General features: G+C 56.5%; 13 protein-coding genes. 6 read left to right on the top strand and 7 right to left on the bottom strand.

Annotated features, from left to right (window positions below):
- Nucleotides 1-3: 3 nt before the first annotated feature.
- Both glpK and I3V23_07520 read left to right on the top strand, forming a co-directional pair.
- Nucleotides 4-1,500 (top strand): glycerol kinase GlpK, encoded by a 1,497-nt coding sequence (gene glpK, locus I3V23_07515; protein QPI84464.1) that lies wholly within the window; start codon nucleotides 4-6, stop codon nucleotides 1,498-1,500.
- A 110-nt stretch (nucleotides 1,501-1,610) separates the two neighbouring features.
- Entirely contained in the window at nucleotides 1,611-3,041 is a 1,431-nt protein-coding gene (locus I3V23_07520) for an NAD-dependent succinate-semialdehyde dehydrogenase (GenBank protein QPI84465.1), read from the top strand.
- On the opposite strand, the gene I3V23_07525 is transcribed toward I3V23_07520, so the two are convergent.
- A complete protein-coding gene (locus I3V23_07525; protein ID QPI86745.1) occupies nucleotides 3,038-3,934 on the bottom strand; it encodes a LysR family transcriptional regulator in 897 nt (298 codons plus the stop codon). The genes I3V23_07520 and I3V23_07525 overlap by 4 nt on opposite strands.
- A gap of 108 nt (nucleotides 3,935-4,042) precedes the next feature.
- Here I3V23_07525 and I3V23_07530 point away from each other — a divergent pair, with 108 nt between their 5' ends.
- The gene (locus tag I3V23_07530; protein ID QPI84466.1) at nucleotides 4,043-5,119 is read left to right on the top strand and encodes a sodium-dependent bicarbonate transport family permease; all 1,077 of its coding nucleotides are present in this window, start codon (nucleotides 4,043-4,045) and stop codon (nucleotides 5,117-5,119) included.
- Nucleotides 5,120-5,165: 46 nt separating this feature from the next.
- On the opposite strand, the gene I3V23_07535 is transcribed toward I3V23_07530, so the two are convergent.
- The 4 genes from I3V23_07535 to I3V23_07550 all read right to left on the bottom strand — a co-directional run bounded on the left by I3V23_07535 (nucleotide 5,166) and on the right by I3V23_07550 (nucleotide 9,407).
- Nucleotides 5,166-6,200 carry an AbrB family transcriptional regulator gene (locus I3V23_07535; protein ID QPI84467.1) on the bottom strand — a complete coding sequence of 345 codons (1,035 nt, stop codon included), beginning with the start codon at nucleotides 6,198-6,200 and terminating at the stop codon, nucleotides 5,166-5,168.
- Nucleotides 6,201-6,275: 75 nt separating this feature from the next.
- Nucleotides 6,276-7,793, bottom strand: coding sequence for a tripartite tricarboxylate transporter permease (locus I3V23_07540; protein ID QPI84468.1), 1,518 nt, complete (start codon nucleotides 7,791-7,793; stop codon nucleotides 6,276-6,278).
- Nucleotides 7,794-7,805: 12 nt separating this feature from the next.
- Nucleotides 7,806-8,312 carry a tripartite tricarboxylate transporter TctB family protein gene (locus I3V23_07545; protein QPI84469.1) on the bottom strand — a complete coding sequence of 169 codons (507 nt, stop codon included), beginning with the start codon at nucleotides 8,310-8,312 and terminating at the stop codon, nucleotides 7,806-7,808.
- A gap of 108 nt (nucleotides 8,313-8,420) precedes the next feature.
- A complete protein-coding gene (locus I3V23_07550) occupies nucleotides 8,421-9,407 on the bottom strand; it encodes a tripartite tricarboxylate transporter substrate binding protein (protein ID QPI84470.1) in 987 nt (328 codons plus the stop codon).
- Between the two features lie 141 nt (nucleotides 9,408-9,548).
- Here I3V23_07550 and I3V23_07555 point away from each other — a divergent pair, with 141 nt between their 5' ends.
- From I3V23_07555 to I3V23_07565, 3 genes are all read left to right on the top strand, one after another.
- Nucleotides 9,549-10,217 carry a response regulator transcription factor gene (locus I3V23_07555; protein ID QPI84471.1) on the top strand — a complete coding sequence of 223 codons (669 nt, stop codon included), beginning with the start codon at nucleotides 9,549-9,551 and terminating at the stop codon, nucleotides 10,215-10,217.
- A 92-nt stretch (nucleotides 10,218-10,309) separates the two neighbouring features.
- Nucleotides 10,310-11,599 carry a sensor histidine kinase N-terminal domain-containing protein gene (locus I3V23_07560; GenBank protein ID QPI86746.1) on the top strand — a complete coding sequence of 430 codons (1,290 nt, stop codon included), beginning with the start codon at nucleotides 10,310-10,312 and terminating at the stop codon, nucleotides 11,597-11,599.
- The gene (locus tag I3V23_07565) at nucleotides 11,569-12,597 is read left to right on the top strand and encodes an ABC transporter substrate-binding protein (protein ID QPI84472.1); all 1,029 of its coding nucleotides are present in this window, start codon (nucleotides 11,569-11,571) and stop codon (nucleotides 12,595-12,597) included. The genes I3V23_07560 and I3V23_07565 overlap by 31 nt, the downstream gene beginning before the upstream one ends.
- Nucleotides 12,598-12,599: 2 nt before the next feature.
- On the opposite strand, the gene I3V23_07570 is transcribed toward I3V23_07565, so the two are convergent.
- The gene (locus tag I3V23_07570) at nucleotides 12,600-12,800 is read right to left on the bottom strand and encodes a hypothetical protein (GenBank protein ID QPI84473.1); all 201 of its coding nucleotides are present in this window, start codon (nucleotides 12,798-12,800) and stop codon (nucleotides 12,600-12,602) included.
- A 16-nt stretch (nucleotides 12,801-12,816) separates the two neighbouring features.
- A complete protein-coding gene (locus I3V23_07575) occupies nucleotides 12,817-14,037 on the bottom strand; it encodes an MFS transporter (protein ID QPI84474.1) in 1,221 nt (406 codons plus the stop codon).
- Nucleotides 14,038-14,058 lie beyond the last annotated feature (21 nt).

Raw genomic sequence — 14,058 nt, forward strand, 5'->3', positions numbered from 1 at the left:
ACCATGACCCATATTCTTGCAATTGACCAAGGCACCACCTCGACCCGCGCGATTGTTTACGATGCAGGGTTTGATGCCCTTGCACAGGCACAAGAGGAGTTTACCCAACACTACCCGCGCTCGGGCTGGGTCGAGCATGACCCGATGGATTTGTGGCAGACCACGCAAAATTGCATCACATCCGCGTTGCGCGATGCCGCGACACCCGCAACGGCGATTGCGGCCATCGGCATCACCAATCAACGTGAAACCGTGCTTCTGTGGGATCGCAAAACGGGCGCGCCTTTGCACAATGCCATCGTTTGGCAAGACCGCCGCACAGCGGATCGCTGCGCAACTTTGCGTGCCGCAGGGCATGAAGAGATGATCACCGCCAAAACAGGACTTGTGCTTGATCCATATTTCTCAGCCAGCAAATTGGCATGGATGTTAGATGAAATCCCAGATGCCCGCAGACGCGCCGAGGCGGGCGAATTGGCCTTTGGCACAGTGGACACTTGGCTGATTTGGCATCTGACGGGGGGCGCGGCCCATGTGACCGATGTGACCAATGCCGCGCGCACGATGCTGTTCGACATCCACAGCCTTGAGTGGTGCGAAGATATCCTTTCGCTTTTTGACATACCCCGCGCAGTTCTGCCGAATGTTCTCGATTGTGACGCGCATTTCGGGACAACCGCAATGGATGTCATCGGCGCAGAAATTCCGATCCGCGCCGTTGCGGGTGACCAACAGGCTGCAACAATTGGCCAAGCCTGTTTTGACAAAGGCATGGCCAAAGTCACTTATGGCACTGGGTGCTTTGCGCTGATGAACACAGGCACAACTGCTGTCCCTTCGAAGAATAAACTTTTGACCACCATCGCTTATCGCATGGAGGGGCAAACGGCCTATGCGCTAGAGGGCTCCATCTATATTGCGGGCGCGGTGGTGCAGTGGTTGCGCGATGGGTTGGGCATCATCGCCTCGGCGGCAGAGACACAAGACATGGCCAAAGCCGCAGATCAAGGCCAAGCCATCACGCTTGTGCCCGCTTTTACGGGTTTGGCCGCACCCTATTGGAATTCCGAATGCCGTGGGGCCGTTTTCGGTCTATCGCGCAACACAGGGCCGAATGAATTGGCGCGCGCCGCGCTTCAATCTGTGGGCTTACAAACCCGTGATCTGATGGAGGCTATGGCCGCCGATATGGCAGCTTCGCAAACGGGCCAAACGGTGCTGCGGGTGGATGGTGGCATGAGCGCGTCAGATTATACCCTGCAATATGTGGCCGATATCCTGAATGCGCCGGTCGACCGCCCCACGCACCTTGAGACGACTGCCCGCGGCGTTGCGTGGTTGGCAGGCTATAAGGCAGGCCTTTACCCAGACCAAGCAGGCTTCAGAAAAACTTGGGCCATAGATCGTCAATTCGCCCCCAAGATGGATGCAGATACCCGCGCTTCAGATTATGCGCGTTGGCAAAGGGCGGTTGCTGCGACCATCGCGGCAGGGGCTTAACACCAGACTTGCAACAATGATTGCGGAATTCTTTATTTTGCATTTTTTGTTGATTGAGTCCTGAAACTCAGATAGCCCTAACCCGTGTATCGGTGGGAGGGTTTTTGAAGATGTATGCTGATTTCGGTCTTTTTATTGATGGGGCATGGGTCAAGTCTGGCCAACAAAGCGATGTGATCTCGCCCGTCACCGAAACCCCTCTCGGTCGGGTCTACACGGCCGCCGCAACAGATACCGCGCGCGCCATCGATGCGGCGGATAAGGCCCGCGCCGCGCTTTTGGACATGGGGGGATTTGGGCGCGCAGATGCCTTGCACAAAGCAGCCGATGCCATGGCAAACCGCGCCGAAGAGGCTGCGCAAATGATCTCTCGCGAGACAGGCAAACCATTGGCACAATCGCGCCGCGAATGGGTTTTGGCCGTGGATCAATTCCGTTGGTATGCCGAAGAGGCCCGCCGCATTTATGGCAGGATCATCGCCTCACGCGTCCCCAATGGTCGCTTCGAAGTGACCAAAGACCCCGTGGGAATTGCCGCAGCTTTCACTGCATGGAATTTTCCCGCCTCACTCCCTGCGCGCAAACTGGCCCCTGCTTTGGCCGCGGGATGCCCCGTGATCTTGCGCCCCTCCTCCCAAACACCTGGGGTTGCGATGATCATGATTGACTGTTTGCGTGCAGGGGGATGGCCCGATGGCGCAATCAATCTGGTCGTAGGCGCAACGGCCGACACATATGCGCCCATCATGAAAGCCCCGCGTGTGCGCAAAGTCTCTCTCACGGGTTCGACACGCGTGGGCCAAGAGATGCTGCGCGATGCGGCAGAGACGGTGAAAAAAGTTTCGATGGAATTGGGCGGCAATGCCCCGCTTATCATTTATGATGATGCGGATTTGGCAACAGCCCTCGACATGGCCGTCCCCACGAAATTCGCCAATGCGGGACAGGTCTGCGTCACGCCAGATCGCTTTTTCGTACATGAAAGCCTGCATGATGCCTTCATAACTGAATTCACGAAACGGGCTGATGCTTTGACGCTTGGCGATGGCTTGGACGAGAAAAGTGAAATGGGGCCGTTGATCAATGCCCGCCGCCTCGCTGAGATCACCGCGATTGTCGAGGAGGCGGTGCAAGACGGCGCCACCTTGCACTGTGGTGGCGTGCGGGACAGTGGGCATAACTCGGGCTATTTCTATCGCCCAACGGTTCTTAGTAATGTCACCGACCAGATGCGCGTCTTTTCGGAAGAAAACTTTGGCCCAATTGCCGCCATCACCAGCTTCCGTGATGAAGACGAGGTGTTGGCCCGCGCCAATGCCTCATCCATGGGTCTGTCCGCCTATGCGTTCACCCGCGATCCCGCCCGCGCCAAGCGCACAGTTGCAGCCCTGCATGCGGGCATGGTCGGGATCAACAGTTTCGCCCTGGCCGCAAGTGAAGCGCCCTTTGGCGGCACGAATTTCTCTGGCTTGGGTCGTGAAGGCGGCAGCGAAGGAATCGAGGATTACCTCGATACAAAATTGGCGCAGATTGTGTTTTAGGTCGCCCGTGCAACCTTAAGCAACTCGGCCAAATGCGGATTTGGGAAGCGGCGCGCACGGGTCACCGCAAAAAAGCTTTCGGTGATGCCCTCTAGCCGCTTTACCTCAACCAATCGGCCCGAAGCCAATTCATCGCGCGCAACAATGGGCGGGATCACGCCAAGCCCTGCATCTTCGCGCACCAATAGACGCAACATGGCCATATCATCCGCTTCTGCGGCAATAATCGGGGTGACCCCAAGTCGTGCCGCCAAAGCATCAAACCCCGCACGAATTGCGGTTTGCGGGCTTGGCAGGATCAATGGCATGTCCCGCAGCAGCGCGCCCAAATCATCGCCCCGCCCCGTGATACGAGCAGCGATACGTGCAGGCGCTGCGATAAGGCTGACAGGTTGTTCATCTATCGCATGGATCAGCCAAGGCGTCTGCGCATCGCGCGCGGGCGCAAGATTTGTCAGCACCACATCCAAGGACAGATCTTCAAGGCCCCGCAAAAGATCATCTTGAACACCAGATTGCACACTGACCTCTAGATCGGGGGTGTTCAACAGCGGCTTTAGAAACTGCATTTGAAAGTTGCGCGAGAGGGTCGCCAAGGCGCCAACCCGCACTCGACTGCGCGCGCGACCCGCCTCGCCCAATATGGCCGTCAGGTCAGAGGCGGTACGAAAAATCGTATCGGCGTGATCCAACGCGATGCGGCCTGCTTCGGTCAGGATCAAACCGCGCCCGCGCCGCTCGAATAAATCATGTCCAAGTGAGGCTTCAAGCGCACGCAATTGGGTCGAGACAGCAGATTGCGATATGTTCAACCGCGCGGCAGCCCCCGTCAACGTGCCATCTTGGGCGATGGCATGGAACAGATGCAGGTGATGTAGGTTTAATCGCATAATGGCACCCCCCATAATTCTATAAAATAGAACAAAAACAAAGAAAACATATATTTGATATAATTCAGTATTTGCGCGACACCCGCACCACCAAACGAAGGGGTGAGAGCCATGGATATTATCATTAACATCTTGATGACGATGCTTGAGCAGCTACAGAAACCAACGCTTGCCTTTTTGATCGGCGGCATGGTCTTGGCGGCAGCCTCAAGCAAATTTGAAATGCCCGAACCAATCTACAAGCTGATCGTTATGCTTCTCTTGCTCAAGGTCGGCCTCTCAAGCGGCATGGAGATTGCGCAATCCAATCTGATCGAGCTTGCCGTGCCCGCGCTGATGGCAACGGTTGCAGGTATTGCGATTGTGCTGTTGGGGCGGGTGACGCTGCGGAAATTACACGGGGTCACCGACATGGATGCGATGGCGACAGCGGGGCTGTTTGGGGCCGTTTCCGCCTCGACCTTGGCTGCAGGCATGGCCATGCTAGAAGCCGAAGGTGTCACCTATGAGGGCTATATTGGCGCGCTCTATCCGTTCATGGATGTCGCCGCTTTGATCACCGCAATTCTCGTGGCACGGATGGCCGCCGCCCGCAAAGAGGCGGGCATGACCATAAACGGCGGCGCGATGGCCTTAGGGGGCGGCACAAGAAAAGCGGGGCTTCTTAGTGGAGGGGATGGCCCAGAGGCAGGCGCAATCGCCAAGGCAATATTACTGGACACGCTGCGCAGCCCTGCCATCTCTGCCCTTCTTTTGGGGTTGGCCATTGGTCTTTTTGCAAAGCCCGATGCGATCTACCAAGAATTCTACAAACCGCTGTTTCATGGCCTTCTGTCTCTCTTGATGCTTGTGATGGGCATGGAGGCTTGGGCGCGGCTGTCCGAATTGCGCAAGGTGGCTCATGCCTATCTGCTTTATGGTCTGTGCGCGCCCTTTGTGCATGGTGCAATCGGGCTTGGACTTGGGTTGGTGGCGCATAACCTCATGGGCTTTTCTGAGGGCGGAATGGTGCTTCTGGCGGTGATGGCCGCATCGAGTTCCGACATATCTGGCCCGCCCACATTGCGCGGCGCTTTGCCCGAAGCCAATCCTTCGGCCTATATCGGCACATCAACGGGGATCGGGACACCGATTGCGCTTCTTTCCATCCCGCTTTGGATGGCCGCCGCCAATTATCTGGTCGGCTGACGAAAGACAGAAATGATCGGGCGGTGTGGTATCACGCCGCCTGATCTTATGGCTTCATCCGAACAATCAGCAGCGGCACGGCTACGCTTAAAATCAGGAGGCGCGCCACATGATGCGCTGCAACCAATGCAGGCTCAAGGCCTGTGCTGACCGCCAAGGCCGCCATGATCTCCACCCCACCCGGCGCAAAAGCCAAAAGCAGTGCCGCAGGCGGCAAGCCAATCAGTTCAGCCGCAATGATAGCGCCAAGTGCCGCCACCGCACAGGAGACGAGCGTTCCCACCGCCCCCGCCGCCAAGGCCCCAAACAGACCCTTGCGATCCAGCCCCCGAAATCGCGTGCCAATCAAGCAACCCATCACCATAAAGGCCAGTGAGGTCAGCCAGATCGGCAAATTGCCTGGGGTCAGGTTCGCCCCATGGCCAATGGCTGATGCGGCCATCGCGCCCAATAAAAGCGGCGCAGGTATCGAAATCCGTTTAAAGATAAGACCCAGAGCTAAGGCCGCCGCGAAAACAACCGCAGCCGCCAAAAGGCTGATGGCCCCGTGATCCACGACATAGGCCGTGCCTGTCATCCCCCAAAGCGAGATGAGCAAAGGCACACAGAGGGTTAGCAACAAAACCCGCGTGGCCTGCACCAAAGCCACCCGCGCCACATCTACGCCCATTGAGGTCGACAACCCAAGAACATAGCTGAGATGCCCAGGCGTGGCGGCGAGGGTCGCGGTCATCACATCATAGCCAAAACCGCGCATCAAGATGGCCCGCAGCGCAAAAATCAGCACAACCAAAGTGACCGCCAAAATGGCCAAGGATATTGGCCATGTCAGCGCAGTCTCGATCACCTCAGGTGTGACCGTGCTGCCAATCGAGACGCCAATCACCACGAACACCACATCGCGCAGGGGCAACGGGATTAAACTTTTCAACCCCAACATCGTGGCAACCGAAACAGCCGCAGCAGGCCCAGTCAGCATATAGGCAGGAAACCCAATCAGCCAAAAAAGCCCAGCCCCTGCCGCACCAAGCGCAAGCGTGGGCAGAGTTTCTTTGACAATGCGTTGAGCGGTCGGACGCACCCGATGGGCCTTTGCAATTTTTACAAAAGGGGGCGCGGATTATCCCCGCGCCCGATTACTTATGTTTTGCGCTGATCAATCGCCATCTGCAACACCAGCCTGACGCAAGCGCGCGCGGCGGGCGCGATAGGCGGGCACAAAAACCAGACCCACCGCAAGGATCAACAAACCCAAGGTCATTGGACGTTCGAGGATAAATCCAAATCCACGATAAAGCTGCATAGCGCGGGCAAAATTATCCTCCATCATCGTGCCAAGGATGAACCCAATCAGAAGTGGGGCAAGGGGATAATCCGCAAAGCGCAAAATCGTAGCAACCACCCCAAAACCCACCAAGATCAGCAATTCAGTCGCATTGTTTTGGCCGATATAGCTGCCCATCAACGTGAAGAATAAAATGAACGGGATCAGATAGGCCCGCGGGATCGTCAACAGTTTGGCGATATAGGGGATAAGCGGCAGGTTCAGAACCAAAAGAACCAGATTGCCAATATACATCGAGATAATAACCGCCCAGAACACATCAGGCTCATCGGTCATCAATCTTGGGCCAGGGGTGACATTCAGGGCGATCAATGCACCAAGCAAAATCGCAGTTGTCCCAGAGCCAGGAATACCCAAAGTCAGCAGTGGCACGAAAGAGCCCGTGCAAGCCGCATTATTCGCAGTCTCGGGTGCGGCCAAACCTTTGATTGAGCCTTTGCCGAATTCTGCCTGCTCTTCGCCTTTGGCGATGTTGCGCTCAACCGCATATCCCAAGAAGGATGCAATCGTGGCCCCCGCACCTGGCAGGACACCGATGAAGAACCCTTGCACCGATTGCCGCCCGATGACGGGTGCAATTTTGCGGGCCTCATCTTTGGTGATGCGCAGATCTTTGATCTCGCCGCCCGACCCACTTTGCGCACCGCGCGCAGGGTTCAAGACCAAAAATAGCGCCTCAGGCAGGGCGAACATGGCCATCGCGAGGGTGATGAAGGAAAACCCCGATTGCAATTCCATGATCCCAAAGGTGAAGCGCGGCATATTGGACAAGGCCCCTTCACCGACAGTGCCCATGATAAGGCCAAGAATGGTCATCATCAGCGCCTTGGCGACTTGCCCTGTGCCCGCAAAGGCAGCAATGGCCGAAAGCCCAACAACCATAAGCGCGAAATATTCCGCCGAATGGAACAAAAGCGCGACCGAGGACAGCGCAGGTGCAAAGATCATCAACAAGATCGCGCCGATGGTGCCCCCTGCAAAGGACGCAATGGCTGCAATCGTCAGCGCCTTACCCGCTTGACCCTTTTGCGCCATCGGGTATCCATCAAAGGCGGTGGCAACTGTTCCCGCGACCCCCGGCGCATTGAGCAAAATTGACGAGGTCGACCCGCCAAAAATCGCGCCATAATAGACGCCAGACAACAAGATCAAAGCGCCCGTTGGATCGCCCAATCCAATCGCGACAGGGATCATAATCGCAATAATCGACATTGGCCCAAGACCGGGCAACATACCGATAACAGTGCCAATCACGCAGCCAAACACGACCATTGCAAGGTGAAAGGGCGTTATTGCGGCCGCAAGGCCAAGAAGCAAACCTTCAAGCATGATGCGTCCCCCTCACATCAGAAACGCAGGCCAAGGGCGCAGGAAAATACCCAGCACCTCCTGCACAAGATACCAGATCGTGCCTGCGGCAATCGCGGCCACAGGTATAAGAATGTGAAATTTCCGCTCGCCTAAGATGAACCCACCAAGCGCAAGGAAAAGAATGGTCGCCCCCACAAACCCTGCTGGGCGCAGAAAGAGCGCATAAGCCACCATCAGCGCCAAAAGCGACAGGGCTTGGCCGATATTGTAATCCCCAAGACGGCGGTGATCGATATCTTCGGCGCTTTGCTCTTTTGTTGTATCTGCTTCGGCTGTCTTTGCGGACTTGCCAGAAAACAGCACAACCAAACCCACAATCACCCCAAGCACACTCAGGATTTTTGGAAATGTTGATGGCCAAATCGGATTGCGCTGCAAAATTGCAGGCAAGAGATGATCCATCGTGAAAAACGCAGCATAGCCATAGATGCAGCATAGCGCCACAAAGGCCAATGCAATCCAACGTTCCAAGGCCATAAACGCCCCCTTTGTCTCAGCCAAATTCGTGGGTCTGTTGCAAGGATGGGCCACCGCAAAATGAGGCAGCCCACCCAAAGATCAATTGCGCAAAACGCGCTTCCCCTCTTAGAGGAAGCCCAACTCGCGCATCAGATCACCGATCTGCTGCTCTTGTGCTTCAAGGAAGCTTTGGAACTCAGCGCCGGGGCGGTAGATATTCACCAGACCCATACGGCTGCGCACTTCTTCCCACTCAGGGGTTTCCATCATCGCCGCCAACATCGCTTGGTAGGCTTCAACTTTTTCTTGCGCCATGCCAGGTGCGGCGAAGAACCCGCGCCAGTTCACGAATTGCGCATCAATACCCTGCTCAGCGAAGGTTGGCGCGTCTGCATAGGCAGGAACGCGGTCAGGGGCGGTCACGCCCAAGATACGGACTTCGCCCTGCTCGGCCAAAGCAACCGCTTCGGAAAAGCCAGTGGACAGCGCATCAATCTCGCCCGATAGCAAACCCGCCATCGCCTCGCCACCAGCATCATAACCGATATAGTTAAACGCAGTGGGATCTTCGCCCGCAGCCTGCATCACAATCGCGGCGACCAAGTGATCCATCCCACCAGGAACAGAACCGCCACCAATGGCGAAATCCATCGGTGCTTCGCGGTATGAAGCCAATGCGTCTTCCATCGAAGCCAGCGGGCTATCTGCAGTCACAACCAATGCCGCGTAGTCACCCACTGTGCCTGCGATCAAGGTCAGGTCACGGAAGCTTTGAGAAATCTCACCCGTCAAAGCGCGGATCACGATGGGGGTCGAGTTTACCATCAATGTGCCATCGCTTGAGGCTGCATTTTCGATCAAATGCGCAATGGCGACACCGCCACCACCGCCTGACATGTTTTCATATGTGGCATTGCCCACAAGACCAGAATTGACCAACGCCTCGCCCGTGCCGCGCGCTGTGCCATCCCAACCACCGCCAGCACCGCCGGGGATGAGGAAGTGAACCTGATCCATCATTTGATGCCCGCCCGCATTGGACATGCCCGAGAATGCAAGCGTAGCAGTTGCAGCCGCGATCATAGCGCGGCGTGTCCACCCAAAGGTGTTCATAGTGTATTCCTCCCATTTGACAGGCGATCCTCCACCGCCATAGTCTCACCCGACCACAGAAAGCTGACACGAGCCTGACACGCAGGACGAAAACATCAGCCCACCTGTTTGGGGAATAGTCAGGGAAAGGCCACGCGCCCAATGCGCTATCTGCTTGTAGAGGATAACGAGGAATTGGCCGAAGCGGTGGTCAAACGTCTGGTCTTGGACGGTCATGCGGTTGATCACGCCCCCGATTTGGCCCATGCGCGCGCTTGCCTTGCGGATGCCAGCTACGATCTGATCTTGCTTGATGTGATGCTTCCCGATGGCGATGGTCGCGCATTTTTGGCGCAAAGCCGCATCCATATCGAAACGCCCGTGATCATGTTAACCGCCCGCAGCCAAGTGTCGGATCGGGTTGGTGCCCTTGACCAAGGGGCCGATGACTACATCACGAAACCCTTCGATTTTTCCGAATTAGAGGCGCGGTGCCGCGCCGTTTTGCGCCGCCGCGGCGGGGCCGCGCGCAATGATATCGCGCTTGGCCAAACCATCTTTGACCCGCTTGCAGGCACGCTGCGCCATCACGCGCATACCATCGAATTGCGCAGCCGCGAATTGCGTCTTTTGGAAGTGTTCGTGCGCCATCAAGGACAGATTTTGTCAAAGGCGCAATTGATGGACAGGCTGTTTTCCTATGATGCAGAGATCACAGAAAACGCGATTGAGGTCTATGTGGGCCGCTTGCGCCGCCGTCTTGAGGGAACGGATATTCACATCGAGACTGTGCGCGGCATTGGGTATCGGATGGAGGTGAAAACCCCGTGAGCGAGGCGCAACAGGGCACAGGTTCCATTGGTCGGCGATTAACGCTCTATCTCGCGATTGTGGCGGCACTGTTGTCATTGCTATCTTGGGGGATGGTTGCGGGGTTCGCCCGCCAAGCCGCCGAAGAAACCCAAGATAACGTCTTGGCCGCTGCAGTGACTGCAATCGCCGAAACCCTGCGCAGCGAGCAGGGCGAATTGCGGCTTGAACTGCCCTATTCTGCGTTTTCCATGCTCGGCGCGATTAGCGAGGATCGGGTTTTTTATCGGGTCACCGCGAATGGCGCATTGCTGACAGGCTATGCAGATCTTCCCGTTGCCACTGACCCGAACACCCGCGCAGGCGAGGTCAGTTTTGCAACGCAATCTTATCGCGGCGAAGATTTGCGACTGGCCACGCTCTCGCGCCGCATATTGGCGGGAAATCAACCGACATTGGTGATCGTCACAGTCGGACAAACCCGCGAAGGCATTGCCGCCATCGCACTTGATCTCTCGCGTCAAGCAGGCCTGTTGTCGATTGCCTTTTTCTTGGTCGCGGTGCTGCTGTCCTTTTTTGCCGCCCGCACATCATTGCGGCCGTTGAACGAGATTGCAGGGGCTGTCTCGCGGCGCGGGCCATCCGATTTGCGCCCCTTGCGCCGCCCCGCCCCTGATGAATTGGCGCCGCTCATTGCCGCGCTCAATCGCTTCATGGATCGATTGGGGCAATCCATTCGCCGCTCGGAAGAGTTTATTCTAGAGGCCGCCCATCGCGTCCGCACGCCTTTGGCAACTGTTCGAGTGCAAGCGGATCTTGCCTTGCGCAACGCCTCAGGCGAGGCCGAACGCAACCGTCTGCGCCAGATGATCCGCGCGATTGATGAAAGCTCCCGTTCGGCGGGACAGCTTTTGGATCACGCCACTGTGGCCTTCCGCGCGGATGACCTTCTGCGCGATCATATCTCGCTCAAAAGTTTGGCCGCCCAAACGGCGACCGCAATGACCCCCACGGCAAGCATGAAGGATATCAACATTGACCTGAAAGCCGAGGACATCATCGTTGCAGGTGATGCGGTGCTGCTCGACAGCGCGTTGCGCAATATTCTCGACAACGCCATCAAATATTCGCCTGAAGACACCACCATATCAATTTGCGTGGAGACCAAAGGGGGCTATGGCTACATCACTGTGCGCGATGAGGGCACAGGGCTAGGCGATGACCCTGCCGAGGTTCTCACGCAGCGTTTCAAACGAGGACGCAACACCGAAAACATTGTGGGATCAGGATTGGGCCTTACCATTGCCGCTGATGTTTTGGCCGCCCATGGCGGGCGCTTAGAATTGTCAAATAATAAGGAAGGAAAGGGCACATGCGCCTCGCTTGTCTTACCCTTGCTTTAAGTCTCTGGATCAGCCCTGCAACCGCCTTTGAACCAGAGGATTTCCTACGCATCGAAGGCACGGGCGACAGGGTTTTGCGGATACTCTCCACCGCTGATTTGGACGTCTTCACACCCTATCTCGAAGCGTTTCATCGCGCCAATCCAACCTTAGATTTGGAATATACGGTTGCCTCCTCTGCGGATTTGCATCGTGAGATCAGTTCAGGCGCAGTTTATGATGTGGCCATTTCATCGGCGATGGATTTGCAATTCCAACTGGCCAATGATGGGCTGACACAACGCTATCGCTCGCCGATGACACAAAGCCTGCCAGACTGGGCCACATGGCGTGATGTCATTTTCGCATTCACGACCGAGCCCGCGGTGGTCTTGGTTTCGACTGAATATTTTGAGGGGCTATCCATTCCGCAGTCGCGGCAGGATTTGATCGAAGTTTTACGCGACAACCCTGCACGTTTCGCAGGGTCTATCGGCACCTATGATGTGCGGGACAGTGGGCTTGGCTATCTGTTTGCCACGCAGGAAGCCCGTGCCACAGATGCCTATTGGCGACTCTCCGAAGTGATGGGCCGTCTCAACCCCACGCTCTATTGCTGTTCAAGCCAAATGATTGAGGATGTGATGAGTGGCAAACTGGCCCTCGCCTATAATGTCTTGGGCAGTTACGTGGCCGAACGTTTGGCCGATCAATCCGAAGGTCGTGTCCAAATTCTGCGGATGACCGATTTTTCCAACGTGATTTTGCGCACCGCCTTGATCCCAAGCACGGCGCAGAACCCAAACGATGCAGGGGCGTTTATTGATGCGCTACTCAGTATCGCCTTGCGCGATGGGGCCGATGGTTGGCCCCTGCCACCGCTCAATGACGCATCGCCTGCTGCGTCTAGTGCGGGATTTGGGCCTATTCGGATCGGCCCCGCCCTGATGGTCTATCTTGACCCGCTCAATCGGCGCAATTTCTTGGCCGAATGGGAAAACGCGATTGTCCAACAATAACGCTAGCCTGCAAAACTCCAGCGTTGCAAAACGGAAATCGCATAGGCCTGTGAGAGGCTTGTGAGTGCCGCGCTTGATCCTTCGGCCTCAAGGCCCAAAGCCTCGAAATGACCGCAAGATTGACAGGTGATCTTTGTCGCATCCATCGCGATATCGTTTGCCCCACATTCGGGACAAATGGCGGCAACATCATCATTGAACATGAACTCTCCTCCTTCCCTAGCCTGCGGCCAAAACGGGGGCTTGCGGGCGGCGACTGCGCGTCAAAAGCCACGCGATTATCGCCACATTAAACCCGTTCCACAAAATACCGTTGATGAATGCCATCTGATAGCTGCCTGTTACATCGAAAATCCACCCCGACATCCAACCGCCAAGCGCCATGCCCACAATCGTCATCATGATCACAAATCCAACCCGCTGACCTGCTTCGCGGGCGGGCATATATTCGCGCACAATCAAAGCGTAGGACGGAACAATCCCACCCTGAGCCAAACCAAAAATCAAGCTGACAACATAAAGCGACACAAGCCCATCATAGGGCAGATAAAAAAACAGCGCCGTCATTTGGAGAACCGACCCAATCAATAGGGTGCGCACACCACCCAAACGATCAGCAACTAAGCCTGAAATGATGCGGCTGACCACACCACCCAGAAGCATCAGCGACAGCATCTCGGCCCCCACCGCAGGGCCATATCCAAGGCCCACGCAGTAAGATACGATATGCACCTGCGGCATCGACATGGCCACACAGCAGGCCACGCCTGCAAAGCCCAGCAGATATTGCAACTGGCGCGAGGACAGACCAACCGAATTTGCCTTGGCGCGCGACATTGCCTCGGACTGGGCATGGGCGGTTTCTGGCAGTTTGCGCCGCAACGCAAATGAAAGCGGGATGATCCCCACAAGCGCAATCACTGCAAGGGTGAGGTAGACAGCCCGCCATCCATCCTCAGCTAAAATCCCAGAAAGAACCATCGGCCAAATCGCACCAGAGAGGTAATTGCCGCTGGCCACCAAGGCCACGGCAATCCCGCGGCGGCGCAAGAACCAATGCGATATATCCGCCAATAAAGGGCCAAAGCCCGCGGCCGTTCCAAGGCCCAAAATCAGATGGATCAGGGACAGCGTGTAAATGCTGCTTGCAAGAGTGGAGAGAGCGAACCCTGCCGCGATCATGACAGCTGCCAGAGAGAGGGCAATCGTGACACCAAAACGATCCACCAAGCGCCCTACCAAAAGATTGCCCGCGCCAAACCCCACCATCGTCATCGTGTAGGGCAAGGACGAGGCCGCGCGCAGCGATCCAAATTCCGCCTCAACCGCAGGCATGATCACGATGATGGCCCACATGCCCACATTAGCAATCATCGCAATCGCCAAGGTGATGGCGAGCCTACCCCAAGAATAGGCGCTATCATGAATATTGCTTTGCATGGATCAGACCTGTTCACATCG

The sequence above is a fragment of the Rhodobacterales bacterium HKCCA1288 genome (genome assembly GCA_015693905.1).
GTDB lineage: Bacteria > Pseudomonadota > Alphaproteobacteria > Rhodobacterales > Rhodobacteraceae > M30B80.

Excerpts from the sequence above, each read along its gene's own strand:
- glpK (QPI84464.1), top strand. The coding sequence starts at position 4 with ATGACCCATATTCTTGCAATTGACCAAGGCACCACCTCGACCCGCGCG.
- I3V23_07520 (QPI84465.1), top strand. The coding sequence starts at position 1,611 with ATGTATGCTGATTTCGGTCTTTTTATTGATGGGGCATGGGTCAAGTCT.
- I3V23_07530 (QPI84466.1), top strand. The coding sequence starts at position 4,043 with ATGGATATTATCATTAACATCTTGATGACGATGCTTGAGCAGCTACAG.
- I3V23_07540 (QPI84468.1), bottom strand. The coding sequence starts at position 7,793 with ATGCTTGAAGGTTTGCTTCTTGGCCTTGCGGCCGCAATAACGCCCTTT.
- I3V23_07545 (QPI84469.1), bottom strand. The coding sequence starts at position 8,312 with ATGGCCTTGGAACGTTGGATTGCATTGGCCTTTGTGGCGCTATGCTGC.
- I3V23_07550 (QPI84470.1), bottom strand. The coding sequence starts at position 9,407 with ATGAACACCTTTGGGTGGACACGCCGCGCTATGATCGCGGCTGCAACT.
- I3V23_07555 (QPI84471.1), top strand. The coding sequence starts at position 9,549 with ATGCGCTATCTGCTTGTAGAGGATAACGAGGAATTGGCCGAAGCGGTG.
- I3V23_07560 (QPI86746.1), top strand. The coding sequence starts at position 10,310 with ATGGTTGCGGGGTTCGCCCGCCAAGCCGCCGAAGAAACCCAAGATAAC.
- I3V23_07565 (QPI84472.1), top strand. The coding sequence starts at position 11,569 with ATGCGCCTCGCTTGTCTTACCCTTGCTTTAAGTCTCTGGATCAGCCCT.
- I3V23_07570 (QPI84473.1), bottom strand. The coding sequence starts at position 12,800 with ATGTTCAATGATGATGTTGCCGCCATTTGTCCCGAATGTGGGGCAAAC.
- I3V23_07575 (QPI84474.1), bottom strand. The coding sequence starts at position 14,037 with ATGCAAAGCAATATTCATGATAGCGCCTATTCTTGGGGTAGGCTCGCC.